This is a genomic window from Rhizobium sp. BK181 (assembly GCF_014193305.1).
Taxonomy (GTDB): Bacteria; Pseudomonadota; Alphaproteobacteria; order Rhizobiales; family Rhizobiaceae; genus Rhizobium.
Genome location: NZ_JACHZA010000014.1, coordinates 37,371 through 55,079, shown reverse-complemented (window position 1 = coordinate 55,079; position 17,709 = coordinate 37,371). Strand labels below are relative to the sequence as shown.

The following is a 17,709-nucleotide window of genomic DNA, read 5'->3' as shown; positions in this document are numbered from 1 at the left end:
GGCGCTAGACCGTGGCGCCTCTCAGGGGGCGCCATCTTTGTTGTCCCTCCTTAGAGTATTACGATAACAGTTCCTTGAACATACCGTTTTGCTCGGAAAGCTCCGGAAAGTTGCCCGCCTCGGCCAGCGTTCCCCTGTCGAAGAGCAGGATCCGGTCGAAGATCTCCGCCAGTTTCGCGTTCGACAGCACCCAGATGATGGCCGGTTTTTCGCCTTCCTTGTGCAGGCCCTCGACGATGTTCCTCGTGATCGCGTCCTGCACGCGCTGATCAAGCGCCGATAGCGGCCTGTTGAAGATCAGGTAATCAGAGCGTTTCAGGAGCGCGCGAGCAAGGTTCAGCTTCTGGCGCTGCACCATGGTGAGCCGCTTTCCGCCGGAGCCGACGTCGAATTCGAGGCCGATCGACATGACGTCGTTGGCAAGGCCGAGCGATTCAAAGAGGTCCCCCATCATCGACCGGATGCTGTCGGACGCATCCGCCTGCTGGTAGGCGATGCGTCCGAAAAGGACATTGTCCATCAGGCTCGCGGACGAGATGAAGTTCTCCGGATCGTAGCGTTCGATCACGGCTGCAAGATCATCCGGAATCTTCTCGTGGAACTGCTTGCGGGCGCTGACGATCTTGTCCATCAGCTCCTCGGTCAGAAGACCGAAACGATGCCGTGGCTCGATATAGGCGAAACTCAGCCGGATGATGGCCGAGCGTTCCTCGGGCGTTGCGTCGTCGAACTGCCGGCTCTGCAGCTTCTGCAGCAGCGCCTGGTAGGTCGGGATGTCATCTGCCGTCATGAAGGTCAGCTGCTGGAAGAACGGGTGGTCTGGCGGCAGGTCGTGGAAGAGCTCGACCGCGTTCTCCGCAATCTCCAGGCCCATTTCCCACAGATCGTTGCTCAGCCCGGTCTCCCGGAACAGCGTCTGGAAATAGGGATGCGCCGCTAGCCTGCGGTTGTTCATCAGCGGCCGCTTCATCGATCCGAACAGAAGGTTTTCGCCGACCGTCGCCTGGGGATTGTAGGCATCGAAATCAAAGGGCACGACGATGTTGCCATTCTCGGACTCCCGCATGCGCTGGCGCAGCGTCTCCCTGAGTTCAACGATGTGCTCGGCAAGCGCGACATGGACCGTGGTGTCGACGGTCGAGCGCAACGCAAGGTCGAGAATTTCCTGCGAAATCAGAACGGCGTCGAGCACCGGGCGGATTGCCGTCAGAATGTCGTTCGGACCCGTCGCACCGGCGGCGTGGTAATCTACCCAGTCGCTGTTGATGTCCATCGTCGGATTGCCGGCCTTGATGGCCTCCTCGGCATGCCACTTCGCCTCCTGGGCGGCCTTGCCATCGTAGTCAGGCTGCTTGAGCGGCGCGTGCTTCAGGCCGTAGAGCAGGTTGTCGCGCAGTGTTCCGTGGAAAAAATAGGCATCGGCGGACGCGTAGGAAATCCGTCGGCCGGTTACGGCCTCCGGCAGGTCGAGGAGATCCTTGCCGTCGATCGTGACGCGGCCTGAATCGGGCCACACCAGTCGACCGAGCGCTTCTGCGAAGGCCTCCGCCCCGCTGGAGTTCGGGCCGACCACGGCAACCGTCTCGTTCGGCTTGATCTCGACCGAAACGTGGTCGACCAGTCGCGCGCCACTGTCGTCGCTGACGGTCAAATTGGTGACGACGAGTGGCGCCGTCAAAGCGCCAACCGCCTCCGGCGATAGGTCCTGGATCCTGCCCTCGATCAGAGGCTCGACATTGAACTGCTCGTAGACCTGCTGGTACTTGACCTGCACGTCCTGGCGCATCTGGTCCCAGTCGATCAGTTCCTTGAGCGGACCCGGCAGGTCCTTGTAGGCGCTGATGACGGCGACGAGCTGGCCGATATCGAGCCGGCCCTGCAAGGCAAGATAACCGCCGATGGCGTAAAACAGGAAGGGTGTTACCTGGGCAAGAAAGTTGTTCAGGAACTTGACCAGGAACTTCCACTGGTAGAGGTCGTAGCGGATCGAGAAGATCAGGCCTAGGCGGGCGGCGATATCGGCGCGCTCGTAGTTCGACGTGTCGTTGCCATGGATCGTTCCGATGCCATCTACGATCTCGCCGACACGACCCGACAGTTCACGCGCCGTCAGCTGACGCTGGCGACCAAGCTCGAGCAGCCGCTTTCTCATGCGCGGGATTACGACCGCCTGGACGCCGACAATGGCAGCCGCAATCATGCCCAGCCAGAAGTTCTGGACGATGATGAAGGCAAGCGCAGTCACAGCCTGACCGCCAAGCAGGGCCGGCGCGACGAAGGCGTCACCGGTGAAGCCGCCCATCGGTTCGACCTCGTCCTTGATCATCGTCGCGATCTCGGCCGACTTGACCCGCTTGAAATGCGATGGCGGGAATCGCAGGACCCGGTCGATCAGCTCAAAGCGAATACGCCGCAGCATGCGCTCGCCAAGCCTGCCCTTGTAGGTGTTGATGTAGAATTTGAAAAGCCCGTTCAGAACCACAAGCGCCAGAAAGACGAGGCTCAGCCCCATCAGCATCTGCAGACGGTCAAGTTGAACGCCCTTGAAGAATTCCACCTCGCCGAAGAAGGGCAAGGTATAGGCGATCCGCATGAAGGTCTGCGTCGCGCCCTCGCCCTCGAAGCCCGCCCCCTGAATAGGACCGTTGACGATCTGTTTCGGCAAGTCAAAAGACAGGAAGTACGGGATCATGGAAATCGCGACAACCGCCAGGATCCAGAGCTGCTGCAGCCGCGTGTTCGACCAGATGTAACGCGCGAGGCTTTTTTCCATTGCTAACCGTCAATTGCCTGGGAAATCTGGGGGGCAATGGACCTGCGGCAGAACGATGAGGAATGCCGAATAGGGACCATGCAACCGGACCGCCGGATTTCAATATGAAAACAAGGCGAATCGACGTGCCGTCGTCATGTCGATTCTCGCCGGGATGTTTTTTATATCACATGACTTTCGAAAAGTGCGAGGGTTTCAGCCAGCCAGTGAACGAATGATTGCCGCCGTCTTTTCTGCTCCGGCAAGGTCGAGAGCCATAGGACCGCTCCGGAGCGCCGACAACGCGGTCTCGACGGCCTCGGCAACGATCCCCGGCGTCAACCCGGCCTCCGGCAGGATATCGGCAAGTCCAAGCGCCCTCAGCCGCTCGGCGCGCACCGTCTGCTCTGTCTCGCCGCCGGCAACAAAGGGGACGAGGATTGCCCGGCAGTCCGCCTGCAGGAGATCGCCGACCGTGTTGTAGCCCGCCTGCGAGATCGAGACACGCGCGCCCCGCAGAAGTGACGGAAAGTCCTTGCGGAAGCGCTGGAGCGTGACATTCTGAGGCGCAGCAGAGGCAAGCTCTGCAAAATCACGCTCCGGAAGATTGGGACCGCTGATCAACAGCCAGCGCAACGTTTCCGGAAGCCTTTCCGCCGCCCCGCTTGCCGCCCGAAGCAGGTCGATGCCGACAGCACCACCACCGGCTGACGCGATCACATCGAAGACCTCGGCCGGTTCTGCGGCCCGGGGGGCTGTCACCATGCCGGTGTAGTGCACTTTCGCGGCAATGTCGGCAGCCAGCGGAAATGTCTCTTCCAGCCGCACGAAGCCGGGGTCGCCGTGCACCAGCACACCATCGAAATGATCCCGCACGAGGGCTGCAGTCTCCTCGTTGCGTCCTGGCTTGCGGTTTTCCTGCAGGATATCGCGAACCGAACTCAACAGCTTCGGCCTTGGATGCGACTGCTCGATCGCCCCGATGAGCGGCAGAAGCTCGAAGCGCATCTGGCGCCTGCCGAAGGGAAACGCCTCGACGATGACGATATCGGGCTTCGCGCGATCGTAGGCCGAGAGCAGCATATCCCGACGCCGGCCAAGAAACGCCTCGTCCGCTGCAACCCCGTTTTCATCCGCAAGTCCGGTAAAACCCGCATTGCTCGCCACGACTGGCGGCAGTTCCACCGTGGTGACGCCTTCACCCGGAAAGCCCGGGACCGGCAGGCCGCCGGTGACGACGGTGACGTCGAAGCCGTCGCGAACAAGGGCGGACGCAATGCGGCTTGCCCGGGCAATATGCCCGATGCCAAGCAGGTGCTGGACGTAGAAGAAGACGCTTTGTCTGGTCATGAGGCTTTTCGCCACTCCTCCTCGAAGAGCTGTCCAAGCTGGTCGATGCTTGCCTGGTGATCGAAATGCTCGCGCACGCGCCGCTCTGCGGCATCGCCAAGCTGCATGCGCCTTGTAGGATCGCCAATCAGCGCAGCAAGCGCCGCCGCAAATGCCGCTGGATCCTCCGGCGGCACGACCATGCCGTTGACGCCGTCAATCAGAAGCTCCGGAACTCCCGATACCGATGTCGACACGCAGGGCAGGCGCTGGCTCGACGCCTCCACCAGCACGTTCGGCAGGCCGTCGCGGTCGCCGTCTGAGGCAATGCGACAGGCAAGCGCGAAGACATCGGCCCGCCGGTAATGCTCGAGCACATCTTCCTGGGCAAGCGCCCCTTTCCAGGTGACCCGATCGCCTACACCGAGTTCTCTCGCAAGCGCCTGCAATCTTGAAAGCTTGTCTCCCCCGCCAATATGCTCGAAGCGCCAATTGAGATCAGGGGGCAGCAGGGCAAGCGCTCTCAGGAGCGTTTCGTAGCCCTTCTTCTCCACCGCGCGCCCGACGCTCAAGAGAAGCACGGGATCAGCCGGGTCGCCGCCGTCGCGCCTCGATCGCGCGCCAGCGAAATGGCCGAAGCGTGCGAGATCGAGGCCATGGTAGCTCAGATGCACCGCATCCTTGCGCGGCGTCAGGGTGCGCATGTGGTCATATCCGCTGCGCGTGCAGGTCACCGTCCAGCGGGCGCTGCCGAGTTTTTCGTGCAGGTCCCAGTCAGGCGAGGTCCAGATATCCTTGGCATGCGCCGAGCAGGTCCAGGGAACGCCGGTCAGGATGCTCGCATATTCGGTGACCGAGGCCGGCGTGTGGATGAAATGCGCATGCAGCCAGCCGCCGTTGTCAGGCCATTCACGGCCAAGGACGAAGGCCTGCCCAAGCCGGCGGAAGCGATTGCGCGACACATCGCGTCCGAGGTCCTTCAGGAACCGCTTCCAAAGCGCCTTTATCCCCGGCTTGCCAAAGCTCGCAATAAGGCCCTTCAGGACGCGCAACGGCTCCTCGTGGAGGTACTCCGGAAGGTAGATGACGCGGGCCTTGATCTCGTCATGGACCGGATGACGCTTCTTGTCCGTGGGCCGACGCATCGAGATCAGCGTCAGGTCGAAGCCGGCCTTCTCCAGGCCGAGCAGTTCCTGCGCGATAAAGGTTTCCGAGAGGCGCGGATAGCCTTTCAGAACGACGAGAATCTTGCGGCGTTGCATCAGGATCCTGGACTTTACTCGGCCCCGACGACCGACAGGTGGCGGCCGCGGCCATCCAGCCAGCGACCGACGGTCTCAGAGATGTGATCAAGGCCCTGGAGCTGCAGGGTACAGCCGCTTTCTGAAGGCGGTGCGCGATTTGGAAGGCGCTTGAGCGCTTCGGACATCACGGCCGGATCCGCGGACTGGTCCGGCAGAAGCATGTCGATGAGACCAAGTTCGCTCGCCCGCTGGGCGCGCAGCAACTGCTCCTCGCGCGGCTTCACGCGGGGCACGATCAGAGCAGGCTTGTCGAAGGACAGGATCTCGCAATAGGTATTGTAGCCACCCATGGCGACGACACCGGTGGCACCGACGATCAGCTCTTCCATGTGATTGTCGAACTCGATGACCTCGATATAGGGAATGCGCGAACCCTTGGCGACGAGCTTGGAACGTTCGGCCGCCGGCATGTACGGCCCGAGGACAACGAGCGCCTTCAACTGTAGGCTGGCGTCCTGCTCGTAGGCGTTCATGACATCGTGAACCAGATCCGATCCGTCGCCGCCCCCGCCTGTCGTGACCAGGATGTAGTTGTCGGAGCGCGCATTGATCGACGTCTTGCTCGACGAGACGCTGCGCTGGAGGAAGCCGACGAAATCCATTTTCCGGCGCACACTCGCGGGCACGTCGAGCCCAATCAGCGGATCGTAGAAATCCGGCGGGCCGTAGACCCAGACGGAATCATAGTACTGGTCGATCTTCTGCATGATGCCATTGCGCTTCCACTCGGCATCGAGCAGGTGCGAGGCATCCATGATCTCGCGCAGGCCAAGCACCAGTACTGTGCCGCGGGCCTTGAGATAGGCAAGCGTTTCCTCGACTTCACCCTTCAGTCCCATCGGCTCCTTGTCGACGATGAAGATGTCGGGCTGGAAGGTTTCCGCAGTATGGCGAATGCTCGATTCGCGCATCTTGAGCGTTTCGTGCAGGTCAATATGGCTCGCCATCGACGTATATTCGCCGTTGCGAAGCTTGATGACGCTCGGAATTTTCACGAAGTCAACGCGTGCACGGTAATCAAACGCACCCGCAATCGTCGCCCCTGAAATGATAAGAATGTTGAGACCGCGATAATCCTCGACCAGGGCATGCGCGATGGCCCGGCACCGACGCAGGTGACCGAGCCCGAACGTGTCGTGGCTGTACATGAGGATACGGGCATCTTCCAGGCGCCGGGCCATGGGCGCTCCTTCTGCGCTTGATGTCATACTAGCACCGCCGGTTTCCGCTCGCAGTCAGCAGACAGAGCGGTGCTCCGCCGGGCTGGCCGCTATTTGTAGGGATCTGCCGCATCACGCAAGCCGTCTCCCAGAAAGTTGAACGCCAAAATTACCAGAACGACCGGTATAATCGGAAATAACAACCATGGATAGAACGCGATGACACTTACGCTCTTCGCCTCGGTCAGGAGAATACCCCAGCTGGTGATCGGCGGGCGCAGACCCAGTCCAAGGAAACTCAGTGCCGTCTCGCCGAGAATCATGCCCGGGATCGAAATCGTCGCCGAGGCGATCAGATGGGACATGAAGCCGGGAACCAGGTGCCTGCCGATGATGCGGGGCGTGCTCGCTCCCATCAGCTGGGCAGCCTGGACATAGTCTTCCTCGCGCAGCGCCAGAAGTTTCGAGCGCACGGCACGCGCCAGTCCCGTCCAGTCGATGATCCCGAGAATCACGGTGATCCCGAAATAGATGACGATCGGGCTCCAGGTCACCGGCATGATTGCCGCAAGCGCCATCCAGAGCGGCAGGCTCGGCAGCGACTGCAGCACCTCGATCAGGCGCTGGACGATCAGGTCGAAGATGCCGCCCCAGTAGCCGGCAAGTCCGCCGATGATGATCCCGAGGCAGAAACTGATGGCAATGCCGATCAGGCCGATCGTCAGCGAAATCCGAGCCCCGTACAAAATGCGTGAGAGCACGTCGCGACCGAGGCGATCGGTGCCAAGCAGAAACATCTGCCCGCCGACCGCCGGGCAGACCAGATGCCGGTCCATGCTCACCAGTCCCCAGAACTTGTAGCCGTCACCGCGGCAGAAGAAACGGATCGGCTGCACATCGTCAGGCTTGTCGGTGTAGATCCGATGGAGCGTGTCGAGGTCGAGCGACATGCTGCGGCCATAGACGAACGGGCCGACGAAATTCCCGTTGTGGAAGAAATGCACCCGCTGTGGCGGCGCATGGATGAAGTCGACATTCTTGGTGTGCAGCCCGTAGGGCGCAATGAATTCGACGATGATGATCATCAGATAGGTGCAAAGCAGGAAGACGCCCGAGGCGAGCGCCAGCCGGTGCTGCTTGAACTTCCACCACATCAGATGCTTTTGCGAGGCGAGATGGATGCGCGACTGCGCAGCCCCCATTCCCTCCGTCGCGGTGGGATCGAAGGGCGCCGTGGAGACGTAGTGTGGCATGGGTGCGCCGGGCGGTGGCAAGGGCGACATCTATTTGGTGCTCCTGCCTTGCAGGCGAATACGCGGATCGAGGAAGCCGAGTGCGATGTCGGAGACGAGAACCCCGATCACGTTGAGGAAGGCGAGGAACATCAGGAACGAGCCTGCAAGATACATGTCCTGGCTCTGCAATGCCTTGATGAGCATCGGGCCTGTCGTTTCGAGAGACAGGACGATCGCGACGATTTCCGCGCCGGAAATAATCGATGGCAAAATCGACCCGATGTCGGCAACGAAGAAGTTGAGCGCCATGCGAAGCGGATATTTCACCAGCGCCCGCAACGGGTGGAGACCCTTGGCACGGGCGGTGACGACATACTGTTTCTGCATCTCGTCGAGCAGGTTGGCCCTGAGGCGCCGGATCATGCCGGCTGTCCCTGCCGTGCCGACGATGATCACGGGTATCCACAGATGCGACAGGATCGATCGCGCCTTTTCCCAGCTCATCGGCTCGTTCAGGAACTTCTGGTCCATCAGGTGCCCGATCGAGACGCCGAACCAGATGTTGGCGAAGTACATCAGGATCAGCGCCAGCATGAAGTTCGGGATGGCGATGCCGAGAAGGCCGAGGAATGTCAGGCCGTAATCACCCCAGCTATACTGGTGGGTTGCCGAATAGATGCCGATCGGGAAGGCGATCAGCCAGGTAAGCAGGATCGTCGAAAAGGACACCAGCATCGTCAGCCATAGGCGATCGCCGACCACCTCCGAGACGGGCAGCTGGTATTCGAAGGAGTAGCCAAAGTCGCCGTGCAGCATGCCGCCGACCCAGTAGAAGTAGCGCAGGATCTCGGGCTTGTCGAAACCGTACTGCTTGCGGAGCTCCTCGATTTCCTGAAGGTTTGCGCTTTCCCCCTGCGCCCGCAGTTCGGCGATCTGGCTTTCGAAGAAGTCGCCTGGCGGCAGCTCGATGATGGTAAAGACGAGTGCCGAGATGATGAACAGCGTCGGCACCATCGCGGCAATGCGCCAGAGGATATATTTCAGCATTCCTCAGGCCTCCTTGAACCAGAAGGAATCCGGCATGTAGAGGCCGAGATAGGAGGTCGGATCGAAGCCATAGAGCGCCTCCGTCGGCACGTTCTGGAGCTTTGCCGAGCTCAGGATCGGCTGCAGGGTGCTATTGATCAGGCCGATCGAGAAGACCTGCTGGGTATAGAGCGACAGCATCTGGTGCCAGATCACCTCGCGCTCCTCGAACCGCATGGTATCGCCCCAATGCTTCAGGAGATCGACGAGCTGCTGGACCTCGGGCAGGTCCGGCGGACTGCCTTCCTGTCCGGCCGAGAGGTAATGCATTCCCCAGAGTGGCCATTGCAGCTGGTCGTCCATGGTCGGCGCGAGCTGGCCCGGGGACATGTCGGCGGTTGCGACACCGTTTTCGATGCCGTACCAGATCGACATCATGATCGTGCCGCTCATGGCGCGGCTGCGGAACACATCGCGCTGCGAAGTGCGGGTGTAAAGCGCGATGCCCACCTCGCGCCAATGATCGCGCACCAGCTCCAGGACATCGGTATCGAGGTTGCTCTCGCCAGCCGTCTCGACGGTGATCTCGGCGCGGCGGCCATCCGGCAGGAGACGGATCCCCTCGTCGTCCCGGTCCTTCAGCCCGACCTCGTCAAGGAGCTTGTTTGCCTGATCCTTGTCATGCGCGATGAACGCATCCGCATATTCCTGCCGGAAGAGCGGGCTGTCGGGCAGTACGGTGTCGGCGCTTGCCTTGCCGAGACCGTAGAAGGCTACCATGTTGATCTCGTGCCGGTCGATCGCGAGCGACAGGGCGCGCCTTACGCGAGTTTCGCGGAAGAGCTTGCGCCAGACATCGTCGGCACAGTTTAGGTTCGGCAGCAGCGCCACGCGCGACCCACGCACCTGCTTCCAAAGGTTGACCTTTACGGGGAACCGCTTTTCTGCATCCTTCAGGAAGGTGTAGTCGTTGAAGTCGACGCCGGTGGCCTGCAGGTCGGATTCACCGGCACCCGCCTTTGCCGCGATGATCGAGGACGAGCTGACGTTCAGGATGAACTTGTCGATATAGGGAAGCTGTACTCCGTTCTCGTCAACCCGGTGGAAGAAGGGATTGCGCACGAACACGAACTGTTCCGAGGGCAGGGGGGTGGTGTTCTGCCATGGATCGAGCGTCGGCAGCTCGGGATTCTCGGGGCGCGATGCCCGCGACATCTTGATGTGCAGGTCCGCCCACTTCTTGACCCGGTTCTGCTTCATCAGCGCCGAGAGACGAAAATCGTCCTGGTACTTCTTGTGAAACTGCTTGAGGTAGTGGCCAGGCCCGAAAATCACGAGAGGCAGCGGGCCGGCGAGGGCCGGCATGAACATCGGGTTCGGCCGCTCCCAGCTGTATCGTACCGTCAGGTTATCGACGACCTCGAATTTCGGCAGGTTGCCATGCGGCCTGAGCTCGAGCGCGCCACCGCCCGGTGTCAGGTTCTTGTCGAGGATCACGTCCTCCCACCAGTATTGGAAATCGTCGACCGTGAACGGGTGGCCGTCGGACCAGCGATGTCCCTCGCGCAGGTGGAAGGTGAAGACCGTATCGTCGGTCGATTCAAAACCAAGCAGGATATCGGGCTGGAACACCAGGTGCTTGTCGTAACCGACCAGGCGGGAATAGCCATAGACGGTCATGTAGCGGATGTCCTTCTGGCTGCCGATGATCGTGCGCACCGTGCCGCCATAAACGCCGGGTTGCCGCCCCGCCGCCCTCATGTTGACGATCCGCGGATGTGCCGGCAGCCGGTCCGCCATGGGAGGAATGCGACCGGCCCGTAGCCAGTCCCGCAAAAACTCCGGCTCTATGTCACGGTCTTCCGAGGCCGCCTTCACGGCAGCGGGAAGGACGGTCGAGCCAATCAGGCCAGTCAGAAATGTGCGTCGCGTTACCATGAGCGGAGCTCCTTTGCGTCCGCACCCTTGCGGGCCCTGACAAGGTGACCGTTGCCGAGATCGGCGTAGTCGAGCTCGGAAGCGTCGTCGTGTTCAGCCGTAAAGGTGACACCCCAGTTCTGCTTGTCGGCGGCGCCGTTCCTTCGCAGCGCCTCGAAGTCGAGTGGCCGGTCGAGGTCGGGGAAGGGAACGGCTGCCAGAAGCGACTTCGTGTAGGGATGGACAGGATCGCGCAGAATGATCGAGCGGGGCGCGATCTCGACAATGCGTCCCTTGCACATGACGGCGATCCGGTCGGCCATGTAATCGACGACCGCAAGGTTGTGCGAAATGAAAAGGTAGGTGAGCCCGAGTTCCTTCTGCAGGTCCTTGAGCAGGTTCAGGATCTGCGCCTGGACCGAGACGTCGAGCGCCGACACAGGCTCGTCGAGGATGATGAGCTTCGGCCCGAGCGCCAGTGCGCGGGCAATGCCGATGCGCTGGCGCTGGCCTCCGGAGAAGCTGTGCGGATAGCGGTTCAGGTAGCGCCGGTCCAGTCCGATCGCCCCCATCAGCGCCTCGACGCGCTGCTTGCGCTCGTCGCTGTTGCCGCGGTCATGGATCTCCAGCGGCTCGCTGAGGATGTTCCGGACCGTCATGCGCGGCGACAGCGAGGACACCGGGTCCTGAAACACCATCTGGACCTTCGTACGCAACTCCTGCAGGTCGTCGCCGTTGACAGAGAGAACATCGATGACGTCCTTGCCGTCGTTGAAGATCACCGAACCGCTATCGGGTGTCACGGCCCGCATCAGGATCTTGCTGACGGTCGTCTTGCCGCATCCGGATTCGCCGACGAGCCCGAGGCATTCACCCCTGCGGATGTCGAAGCTGACATCATCGACCGCGCGGACGACAGCAGCTTGGCGGGTTCCGAACAGGCCGCGATTGCGCGTCTTGAAGCTCTTCGAGAGATTGTTGACCGAGAGCAGCAATTCCGGTCCCTCGGCCTTCACCTTCTTCTTGCCGATCAGGGATTCCAGATTTACGGGAACATCCCTGAGCGCCTTGAGGCGCTCGCCTTCCCGCATGTCGAAATGCGGCACTGCAGCCATGAGCCCTTTGAGATAGGGATGCTGCGGGTTGCGGAAGATCGGACCGACCGGTCCCGCTTCCATGATCTCGCCGTGGTAGATCACCACGACCTCGTCGGCCATGTTGGCGACGACGCCGAGGTCGTGGGTAATCAGAAGCATTGCCATGCCGAGCTTGTGCTGCAGGTCGCGCAACAGCTCGAGGATCTGCGCCTGGATTGTCACGTCGAGCGCCGTCGTCGGCTCGTCGGCAATCAGAAGCGCCGGGTTGCAGATCAGGGCCATCGCGATCATCGCGCGCTGCCGCATGCCGCCCGAAAGCTCGAAGGGATACATGTCGAAGGTTCGCTTCGGATCGGCAAAGCCAACGAGGCCGAGCATTTCCTCGGTCTTCTCGCGAGCCTCCTTCTTGTCGGCTTCCGTATGGATCAGAAGTGCTTCACTGATCTGGTTGCCGACCGTGTGCAATGGCGACAGCGATGTCATGGGCTCCTGAAAGATCGTCGCCATGCGTCGACCGCGCAGGTCACGAATTTCCTCGCTGTCGCGCGAATACCTCAGGATGTCGGTGGTCTTGCCGTTTAGGGGGTCGGTAAACAGGATACGGCCTTCAGCCGTCGCGGCATTCGGGAGGATGCCCATGACGGCCTGGCTGATGACGGATTTTCCAGAGCCGGATTCTCCGACCAGGGCCGTCACCTTGCCTGGCAATATGCGAAGATTGGCGTTTCTTACGACGCGCAGTCGATCGCCGAAAACCGAGAATGAAATGTCGAGGTTCTCGATGCGCAACAGATCCGAGGCGGACGCCATACCAATGATATTCCCCAGTTTTTCTTTGTTCCCGTGCAGGCACACTACCGTACCGCAATGAGGGTGTCCAGTTGATGACGGACACGCAAAAAATGGGGCGTTTCAAGGGATTGAAAAGGCCGGCGACCGGCCCTTTACCGCGCGTCGGGACCCTGCTGGACGAACGTCTCGACAGCAGGCTTCACGGCCTGCCGGCGTGCGTCGCGATGAAGCATGATGACCTGCTCGGCTTCCGAAAGCGCTGCCGGCGCCACCTCGTGAAAGCCTTCCTCGACATGGATCGCCGGTGCCGCAATGCGGGGCTGCAGGACGGTAACCTTCTGGCGGACCCCGCGCAGCTTTTCCTCGCCGAGCGTATGCCATTCGCCGCCGCAGTAGCCGGCAAAAGCCTGGCTCGCCACGACCTCGCTCGAATATTTCTTTGTCAGCGACTGCAGGCGCTGCACTTCGTTGACCGCGGAGCCGAAGGCCGAGAAGGTCAGCCGGTCCTTGAGACCGACATTCCCGAACATCACGTTGCCGACGTGCAGGCCGATGCCGTAGGAAACCTTGCTGAGGCCCTGCTCGAGACGCTCCCTGTTCAGCTCGGCGACACGCGCCTGCGCCTGGTGAACAGCCGTCAACGCCGCCTGGCAGGCAATCTTGGAGGGGTCCTTGTGCCGGCCACAGGGATAGACCGCCAGGAACCCGTCTCCGAGGAAGCTCAGGATTTCGCCACCATTGCGGTTGAAGGGCGCGGCGATTGCGTCGAAGAACTGGTTCAGCGTGTCGATATAGGCCTGCCGGCCCTCCTTCTCGGCATAGACCGTCGATTGCCGCATGTCGCCCATGACGAGCGCGGCGCGGATCGTCTCGCCGTCGCCGCGCCGGATCTGGCCGTTCAGCACCCGCTTGCCGGCATCGCCGCCCAGGTAAGTGGTCAGCATGTTATTGGCGAGCTTGCCGAGGACGGCCATCTTCGCTGCGACGGCCAGGTGGTTCTGCATGCGCAGGAGCGCCTCGATCATGTCGTCGGAAAAGCCTACATGGCTGTCCGTCGACCATGACCCCATCATCCCCTGCACCGACCCGTCGCCGAACGGCTGGACGAAGGCGAGGTAGTCGGTGATCCCCTCCTGCCTAAGGTCGATGAACACCGGAAATTCCGCCGGACCCTCGGCCGGGATGCGGCGTCTTATGTGCTGCAGGTTGTTGTCGAGGAGATAATAATACGGGCTCTGCAGAAAGCGGTCCGGTTTCTGGCCGACGGTGTGGCGATAGCCTTCGATCGTGACGCCGCTCGCACGCCGCCAGGTAAAGCTCAAGGCATCGTAGAGCGGGTGCAGCATCGAGAAGGTCAGGTGCACACGCGCGATCGGCAGGCCAGCGGAGGCGATCCGCTCACAAAATCCGCGAACGATGGTCTCGAGATCATCGCCGGCAAGGGAGGAATTGGTTAGCCATTCGGCAACCCGGTCCAATAAAATAGACGAGACGCTGGATTCGATCGTGCCCATTCTCGGTAATATCCTCATAGAGCACGTCCAACCCAAAAAAACGCCAGAAACCCTGCCTGCAGCATCTTTTGCGCAAGAGGGGGAGGAGGATGGACGAGCGGTAATATAGTGTCAACGATCTGCCGGGAGCACGGCAGTGGCACCTGTCAACCCGTTGATGTGATGGGCAGGGCAGGCAATCCTTTCTCGTTTCGTTACTCCACGTAAATAGGCAGCGCGCAGGTTTCGAACAATGGTCTTGGCGCAGTTTTTGAGGCCCGACCGAATCTCCCGGGACGGGCTGAGTCATTTTTGTCACACTCACCGCAGGCGACAGGATCATCTCGCCGCCCCGGCGCAAGGCCTGTCAGAGTGGCTCTGTCAAAGCCGGTTTCCGGCATCGAACCATGTCGATTGAAGGCGGGTTTCAATTGCCACGGTCTTCCATTAGATCAGGAGAACCTTCAGCATTCACGCGAGATCTTCCTTGCCACGTTCCCCCGCCTATGACGCCCTTTCACGCAAGATTGAAGCACGCACCGCCCGGGCTGGTGTCATCGGGCTCGGCTATGTCGGCCTGCCGCTGGCGATCGCCATTGCCCGTAGCGGCTTTGCCGTCACCGGTTTCGACATCGACCCCGCCAAAGTCGTCTCGCTCGACGCGAAACGCTCCTATATCGATGCCGTCACAAGCGGCGACCTTGCGCTCGCGATCGACGAGAAGCGCTTTTCGCCCACCATAGATTTTGGAGAGCTTGCCGGCTGCGACGTCATCATCATCTGCGTTCCGACACCGCTCACCCGCCACCGCGATCCTGATCTTTCCTTCGTCGAGGCAACGGCCCGGTCGATCGCAGTGCATCTGAGAAGCGGCCAGCTCGTGGTGCTGGAATCGACGACCTATCCCGGCACGACCGACGATGTCGTCAAGGTGATCCTGGAGACCACCGGCCTCAAATCGGGCACCGACTTCTTCGTTGGTTTCTCGCCGGAACGCGAGGATCCGGGCAATCAGCACTTCAACACAGCGACCATCCCGAAGATCGTCGCCGGCGACGGCGCGGATGCCCTCTCGCTGATGGTTGGGTTCTACAGCGCCGCGGTCAAGACCGTCGTTCCGGTCTCGTCCAACGCAACGGCCGAGGCGGTCAAGCTGACGGAGAACATCTTCCGCTCCGTCAACATTGCCCTTGTCAACGAATTGAAGACGGTCTACGCCGCCATGGGGATCGATGTCTGGGAGGTCATCGACGCGGCCAAGACCAAGCCGTTCGGCTACATGCCATTCTATCCCGGCCCCGGCCTCGGCGGGCATTGCATCCCGATCGACCCCTTCTACCTGACCTGGAAGTCGCGCGAATACGAACTGCCGACCCGCTTCATCGAACTTGCCGGCGAGATCAACTCGGCCATGCCGCGCTACGTGGTCGCCAAGCTCGCCGAGGCGCTCGACATGCGTGCCGGCAAGGCGCTCAGCCGCTCGCGGGTGCTGGTTCTTGGTCTCGCCTACAAGAAGAACGTCGCCGACATCCGCGAAAGCCCGTCGCTGCGCTTGATCGAGGTCATCGAGGAGCGTGGCGGGAAGGCTGACTATCACGATCCGCTGGTCGGCGAGATTCCCTCGACACGCGAATATCAGCATCTGAAGGGCCGCGCGTCGGTCGACCTCACCCCCGAAACCATCGCGTCCTATGACGCAATCCTCGTCGCGACGGATCATGACCAGCTCGACTATGCAGCGATCACCCGCAACGCGCCGCTGATCGTCGATACGCGCAACGTCTTTGCGCGGCTCGGCCTTGCCGGAGACCACATCATCAAGGCGTAATGTCGGCGGGGGAAAGCGTCTTGCCTGAGATCTGGCTTGCGGCGACAGCGTAGCCGCCGCTGGCCCCATCGATGAAATGCACGTGGTCGTGCGACATCGGCGTCGGCACGAAGCAGGTCATCAAGGCGGAGGACTGGCGATGCAGCCCATAGCGGGCCACGCCCTTTGCCTCTCCCTCCTCGAGCAGCGCCTCGATCCGGGCAAGGTGCGAAGCATCGACGTCGATCGTCATTTTCAGGCCGTCGTCGAACTTGCGGAAATCGGAATTGCCGGACACCTCCTCGGTATAGCGGCGGGCGTCGAAACGGCCAAGCTTCAGGCCGAACGTGTGCAGCAGGACGATCATGATACTCTGGAACAGGATGAAGAGCTTCGTCCAGAGCCGCTTTCCAGGCGCTGCCAGGGCACGTGCCTCGCGATCGAAACCCTTGAACGAAAAGGAAAACTCGGGGCCACCTGATGGAACCGGGTGGCCGCCGCGCCCCTGTTCTGCCGCCAGCGCAATCACCTCCGTCACGAGCTTGCGGAATTCCGGGCTCGGCCTGCCATCTTCTGCCGGTATGGCTATGATCGAGACGATCTCGCCGTTGTGGGCCTTGATCGGATTCCACCGGCAGGACAAGCCGGTCAGATCGGGCCGAGCCCCTGATGGCGCCGGCTCGATGCCATAAAGACCGTTCTTCATCTGCCGCTCGGCCCAGGACGCGCCGCCGCCGGCAAACATCGCATAGGCGACGTTTTCGCTCGCCGCATGGCGCGCCACACGCACGTCGAGACCCTCCTTGCGAATATCCGCAAGCGGCACGATCGCGATTCGCAGCGCAAGGTCGAGTTCTTCATCCACCCATCGCTGCGTTGCCGCCAACGCGGCGCGCGCTGCCGTCTCGAACTCCTGTGGGAGTGCGACAACGGCACCGTCGCCGCCGAACACATAGGGATAGTCGCCCCTGTCCACCGCGTTCAGGACCGCGGAAATGACGCTGGCGCCGGCCATGTTCACGTCCTTGTAGCGGCCAGCGCCGATGGCCTTGGTCGATCCGACAATGTCGGCAACCGCCAGGAACCAGCCCTCCGGCAGCGGCCGGTAATTGCTCGTGTCGGTCACCCGCTCGAAGTCGGCAAAGACTGGCACGTCGGCGTAGAATCGATCGTTGGAGAGGTCGCTCATCTTCAAAAACCTAGCACAGACCCATGCTCTCACCGCAATGCGATTTTGCATCTACGGCAATCGACGGCCTGGGGTTTCATATGATAGCACCAGACCGAAAATTTAAGTGAATGGACAAGGGCATAGATGAGCCGCCTGGACAGTTTCATCCGCCGCCTGACGGCTCAGCGCGACATTTTGAATGCCGTGGTCGACCTGGTGAACGGGGCACAGGGCCCTGTGCTGGAATTCGGCCTCGGCAACGGACGGACCTATGATCACCTGCGCGAGCTTTTCCCCGACCGGCGCATCATCGCCTTTGACCGCGAGGTCCGCTCCTATTCCTCCTCGACACCACCGGAAGAAAATATGGTGACGGGCGATATCCGGGAGTCCGGCCAGGCCTTTCTCGGCATCGGCGCAGCACTGGCGCATGCCGACATCGGCACCGGGCATGACGAGATCGATGCCGTCACACTGACATGGCTGCCGCAGCTGATGGTGGGCGTGCTTGTCAAAGGCGGGATCGCTGTGAGCGGCCTTCCGCTTGACCGGCCAGAACTCGAGCCCATCGCACTGCCGACTGGTGTCAAAGAGGGGCGCTACTACCTTTACCGACGGATCTAATT

12 protein-coding genes are annotated in these 17,709 nt (G+C 61.4%); 2 read left to right on the top strand and 10 right to left on the bottom strand.

All coding sequences use genetic code 11. From position 1 onward, the window contains the following. Positions 1 to 58 precede the first annotated feature (58 nt). From FHT77_RS24020 to FHT77_RS23980, 9 genes are all read right to left on the bottom strand, one after another. Entirely contained in the window at positions 59 to 2,773 is a 2,715-nt protein-coding gene (locus FHT77_RS24020) for an ABC transporter ATP-binding protein (protein ID WP_183757340.1), read from the bottom strand. 195 nt (positions 2,774 to 2,968) lie between these two features. Further along, positions 2,969 to 4,102, bottom strand: coding sequence for a glycosyltransferase family protein (locus FHT77_RS24015; protein WP_183757339.1), 1,134 nt, complete (start codon positions 4,100 to 4,102; stop codon positions 2,969 to 2,971). Further along, positions 4,099 to 5,346, bottom strand: a complete 1,248-nt coding sequence (locus FHT77_RS24010) for a glycosyltransferase (protein WP_183757401.1) — start codon at positions 5,344 to 5,346, stop codon at positions 4,099 to 4,101. The genes FHT77_RS24015 and FHT77_RS24010 overlap by 4 nt, the downstream gene beginning before the upstream one ends. A gap of 11 nt (positions 5,347 to 5,357) precedes the next feature. Next, on the bottom strand, positions 5,358 to 6,566 hold the full coding sequence (locus tag FHT77_RS24005; RefSeq protein ID WP_183757338.1) for a glycosyltransferase family protein: 1,209 nt from the start codon (positions 6,564 to 6,566) through the stop codon (positions 5,358 to 5,360). A gap of 89 nt (positions 6,567 to 6,655) precedes the next feature. Continuing rightward, on the bottom strand, positions 6,656 to 7,828 hold the full coding sequence (locus tag FHT77_RS24000) for an ABC transporter permease (RefSeq protein WP_183757337.1): 1,173 nt from the start codon (positions 7,826 to 7,828) through the stop codon (positions 6,656 to 6,658). Then, positions 7,829 to 8,827: an ABC transporter permease gene (locus FHT77_RS23995; protein ID WP_016557565.1), complete on the bottom strand. Its 999-nt coding sequence runs from the start codon at positions 8,825 to 8,827 to the stop codon at positions 7,829 to 7,831. It abuts the gene before it with no gap. 3 nt (positions 8,828 to 8,830) lie between these two features. Continuing rightward, positions 8,831 to 10,744, bottom strand: a complete 1,914-nt coding sequence (locus tag FHT77_RS23990) for an ABC transporter substrate-binding protein (protein ID WP_183757336.1) — start codon at positions 10,742 to 10,744, stop codon at positions 8,831 to 8,833. After that, the gene (locus FHT77_RS23985; RefSeq protein ID WP_183757335.1) at positions 10,738 to 12,630 is read right to left on the bottom strand and encodes an ABC transporter ATP-binding protein; all 1,893 of its coding nucleotides are present in this window, start codon (positions 12,628 to 12,630) and stop codon (positions 10,738 to 10,740) included. Before FHT77_RS23985 ends, FHT77_RS23990 begins: the two co-directional genes overlap by 7 nt. Before the next feature lie 134 nt (positions 12,631 to 12,764). Further along, entirely contained in the window at positions 12,765 to 14,126 is a 1,362-nt protein-coding gene (locus FHT77_RS23980) for an adenylate/guanylate cyclase domain-containing protein (protein ID WP_183757334.1), read from the bottom strand. A 466-nt stretch (positions 14,127 to 14,592) separates the two neighbouring features. On the opposite strand from FHT77_RS23980, the gene FHT77_RS23975 reads away from it, so the two are divergent. Beyond that, entirely contained in the window at positions 14,593 to 15,933 is a 1,341-nt protein-coding gene (locus tag FHT77_RS23975; RefSeq protein WP_183757333.1) for a nucleotide sugar dehydrogenase, read from the top strand. On the opposite strand, the gene FHT77_RS23970 is transcribed toward FHT77_RS23975, so the two are convergent. Then, positions 15,923 to 17,101: a DUF3095 domain-containing protein gene (locus FHT77_RS23970; RefSeq protein ID WP_183757332.1), complete on the bottom strand. Its 1,179-nt coding sequence runs from the start codon at positions 17,099 to 17,101 to the stop codon at positions 15,923 to 15,925. The two genes, FHT77_RS23975 and FHT77_RS23970, sit on opposite strands and share 11 nt — an antisense overlap. A gap of 126 nt (positions 17,102 to 17,227) precedes the next feature. On the opposite strand from FHT77_RS23970, the gene FHT77_RS23965 reads away from it, so the two are divergent. Further along, the gene (locus FHT77_RS23965; RefSeq protein WP_183757331.1) at positions 17,228 to 17,707 is read left to right on the top strand and encodes a class I SAM-dependent methyltransferase; all 480 of its coding nucleotides are present in this window, start codon (positions 17,228 to 17,230) and stop codon (positions 17,705 to 17,707) included. The last annotated feature ends 2 nt before the right edge of the window (positions 17,708 to 17,709 follow it).

Bases quoted from the DNA above. Each gene is read 5' to 3' on its own strand.
- FHT77_RS23985 (WP_183757335.1), bottom strand. From the start codon at position 12,630: ATGGCGTCCGCCTCGGATCTGTTGCGCATCGAGAACCTCGACATTTCA.
- FHT77_RS23970 (WP_183757332.1), bottom strand. From the start codon at position 17,101: ATGAGCGACCTCTCCAACGATCGATTCTACGCCGACGTGCCAGTCTTT.
- FHT77_RS24005 (WP_183757338.1), bottom strand. From the start codon at position 6,566: ATGGCCCGGCGCCTGGAAGATGCCCGTATCCTCATGTACAGCCACGAC.
- FHT77_RS23965 (WP_183757331.1), top strand. From the start codon at position 17,228: ATGAGCCGCCTGGACAGTTTCATCCGCCGCCTGACGGCTCAGCGCGAC.
- FHT77_RS23980 (WP_183757334.1), bottom strand. From the start codon at position 14,126: ATGGGCACGATCGAATCCAGCGTCTCGTCTATTTTATTGGACCGGGTT.
- FHT77_RS24000 (WP_183757337.1), bottom strand. From the start codon at position 7,828: ATGTCGCCCTTGCCACCGCCCGGCGCACCCATGCCACACTACGTCTCC.
- FHT77_RS23995 (WP_016557565.1), bottom strand. From the start codon at position 8,827: ATGCTGAAATATATCCTCTGGCGCATTGCCGCGATGGTGCCGACGCTG.
- FHT77_RS24020 (WP_183757340.1), bottom strand. From the start codon at position 2,773: ATGGAAAAAAGCCTCGCGCGTTACATCTGGTCGAACACGCGGCTGCAG.
- FHT77_RS23990 (WP_183757336.1), bottom strand. From the start codon at position 10,744: ATGGTAACGCGACGCACATTTCTGACTGGCCTGATTGGCTCGACCGTC.
- FHT77_RS24015 (WP_183757339.1), bottom strand. From the start codon at position 4,102: ATGACCAGACAAAGCGTCTTCTTCTACGTCCAGCACCTGCTTGGCATC.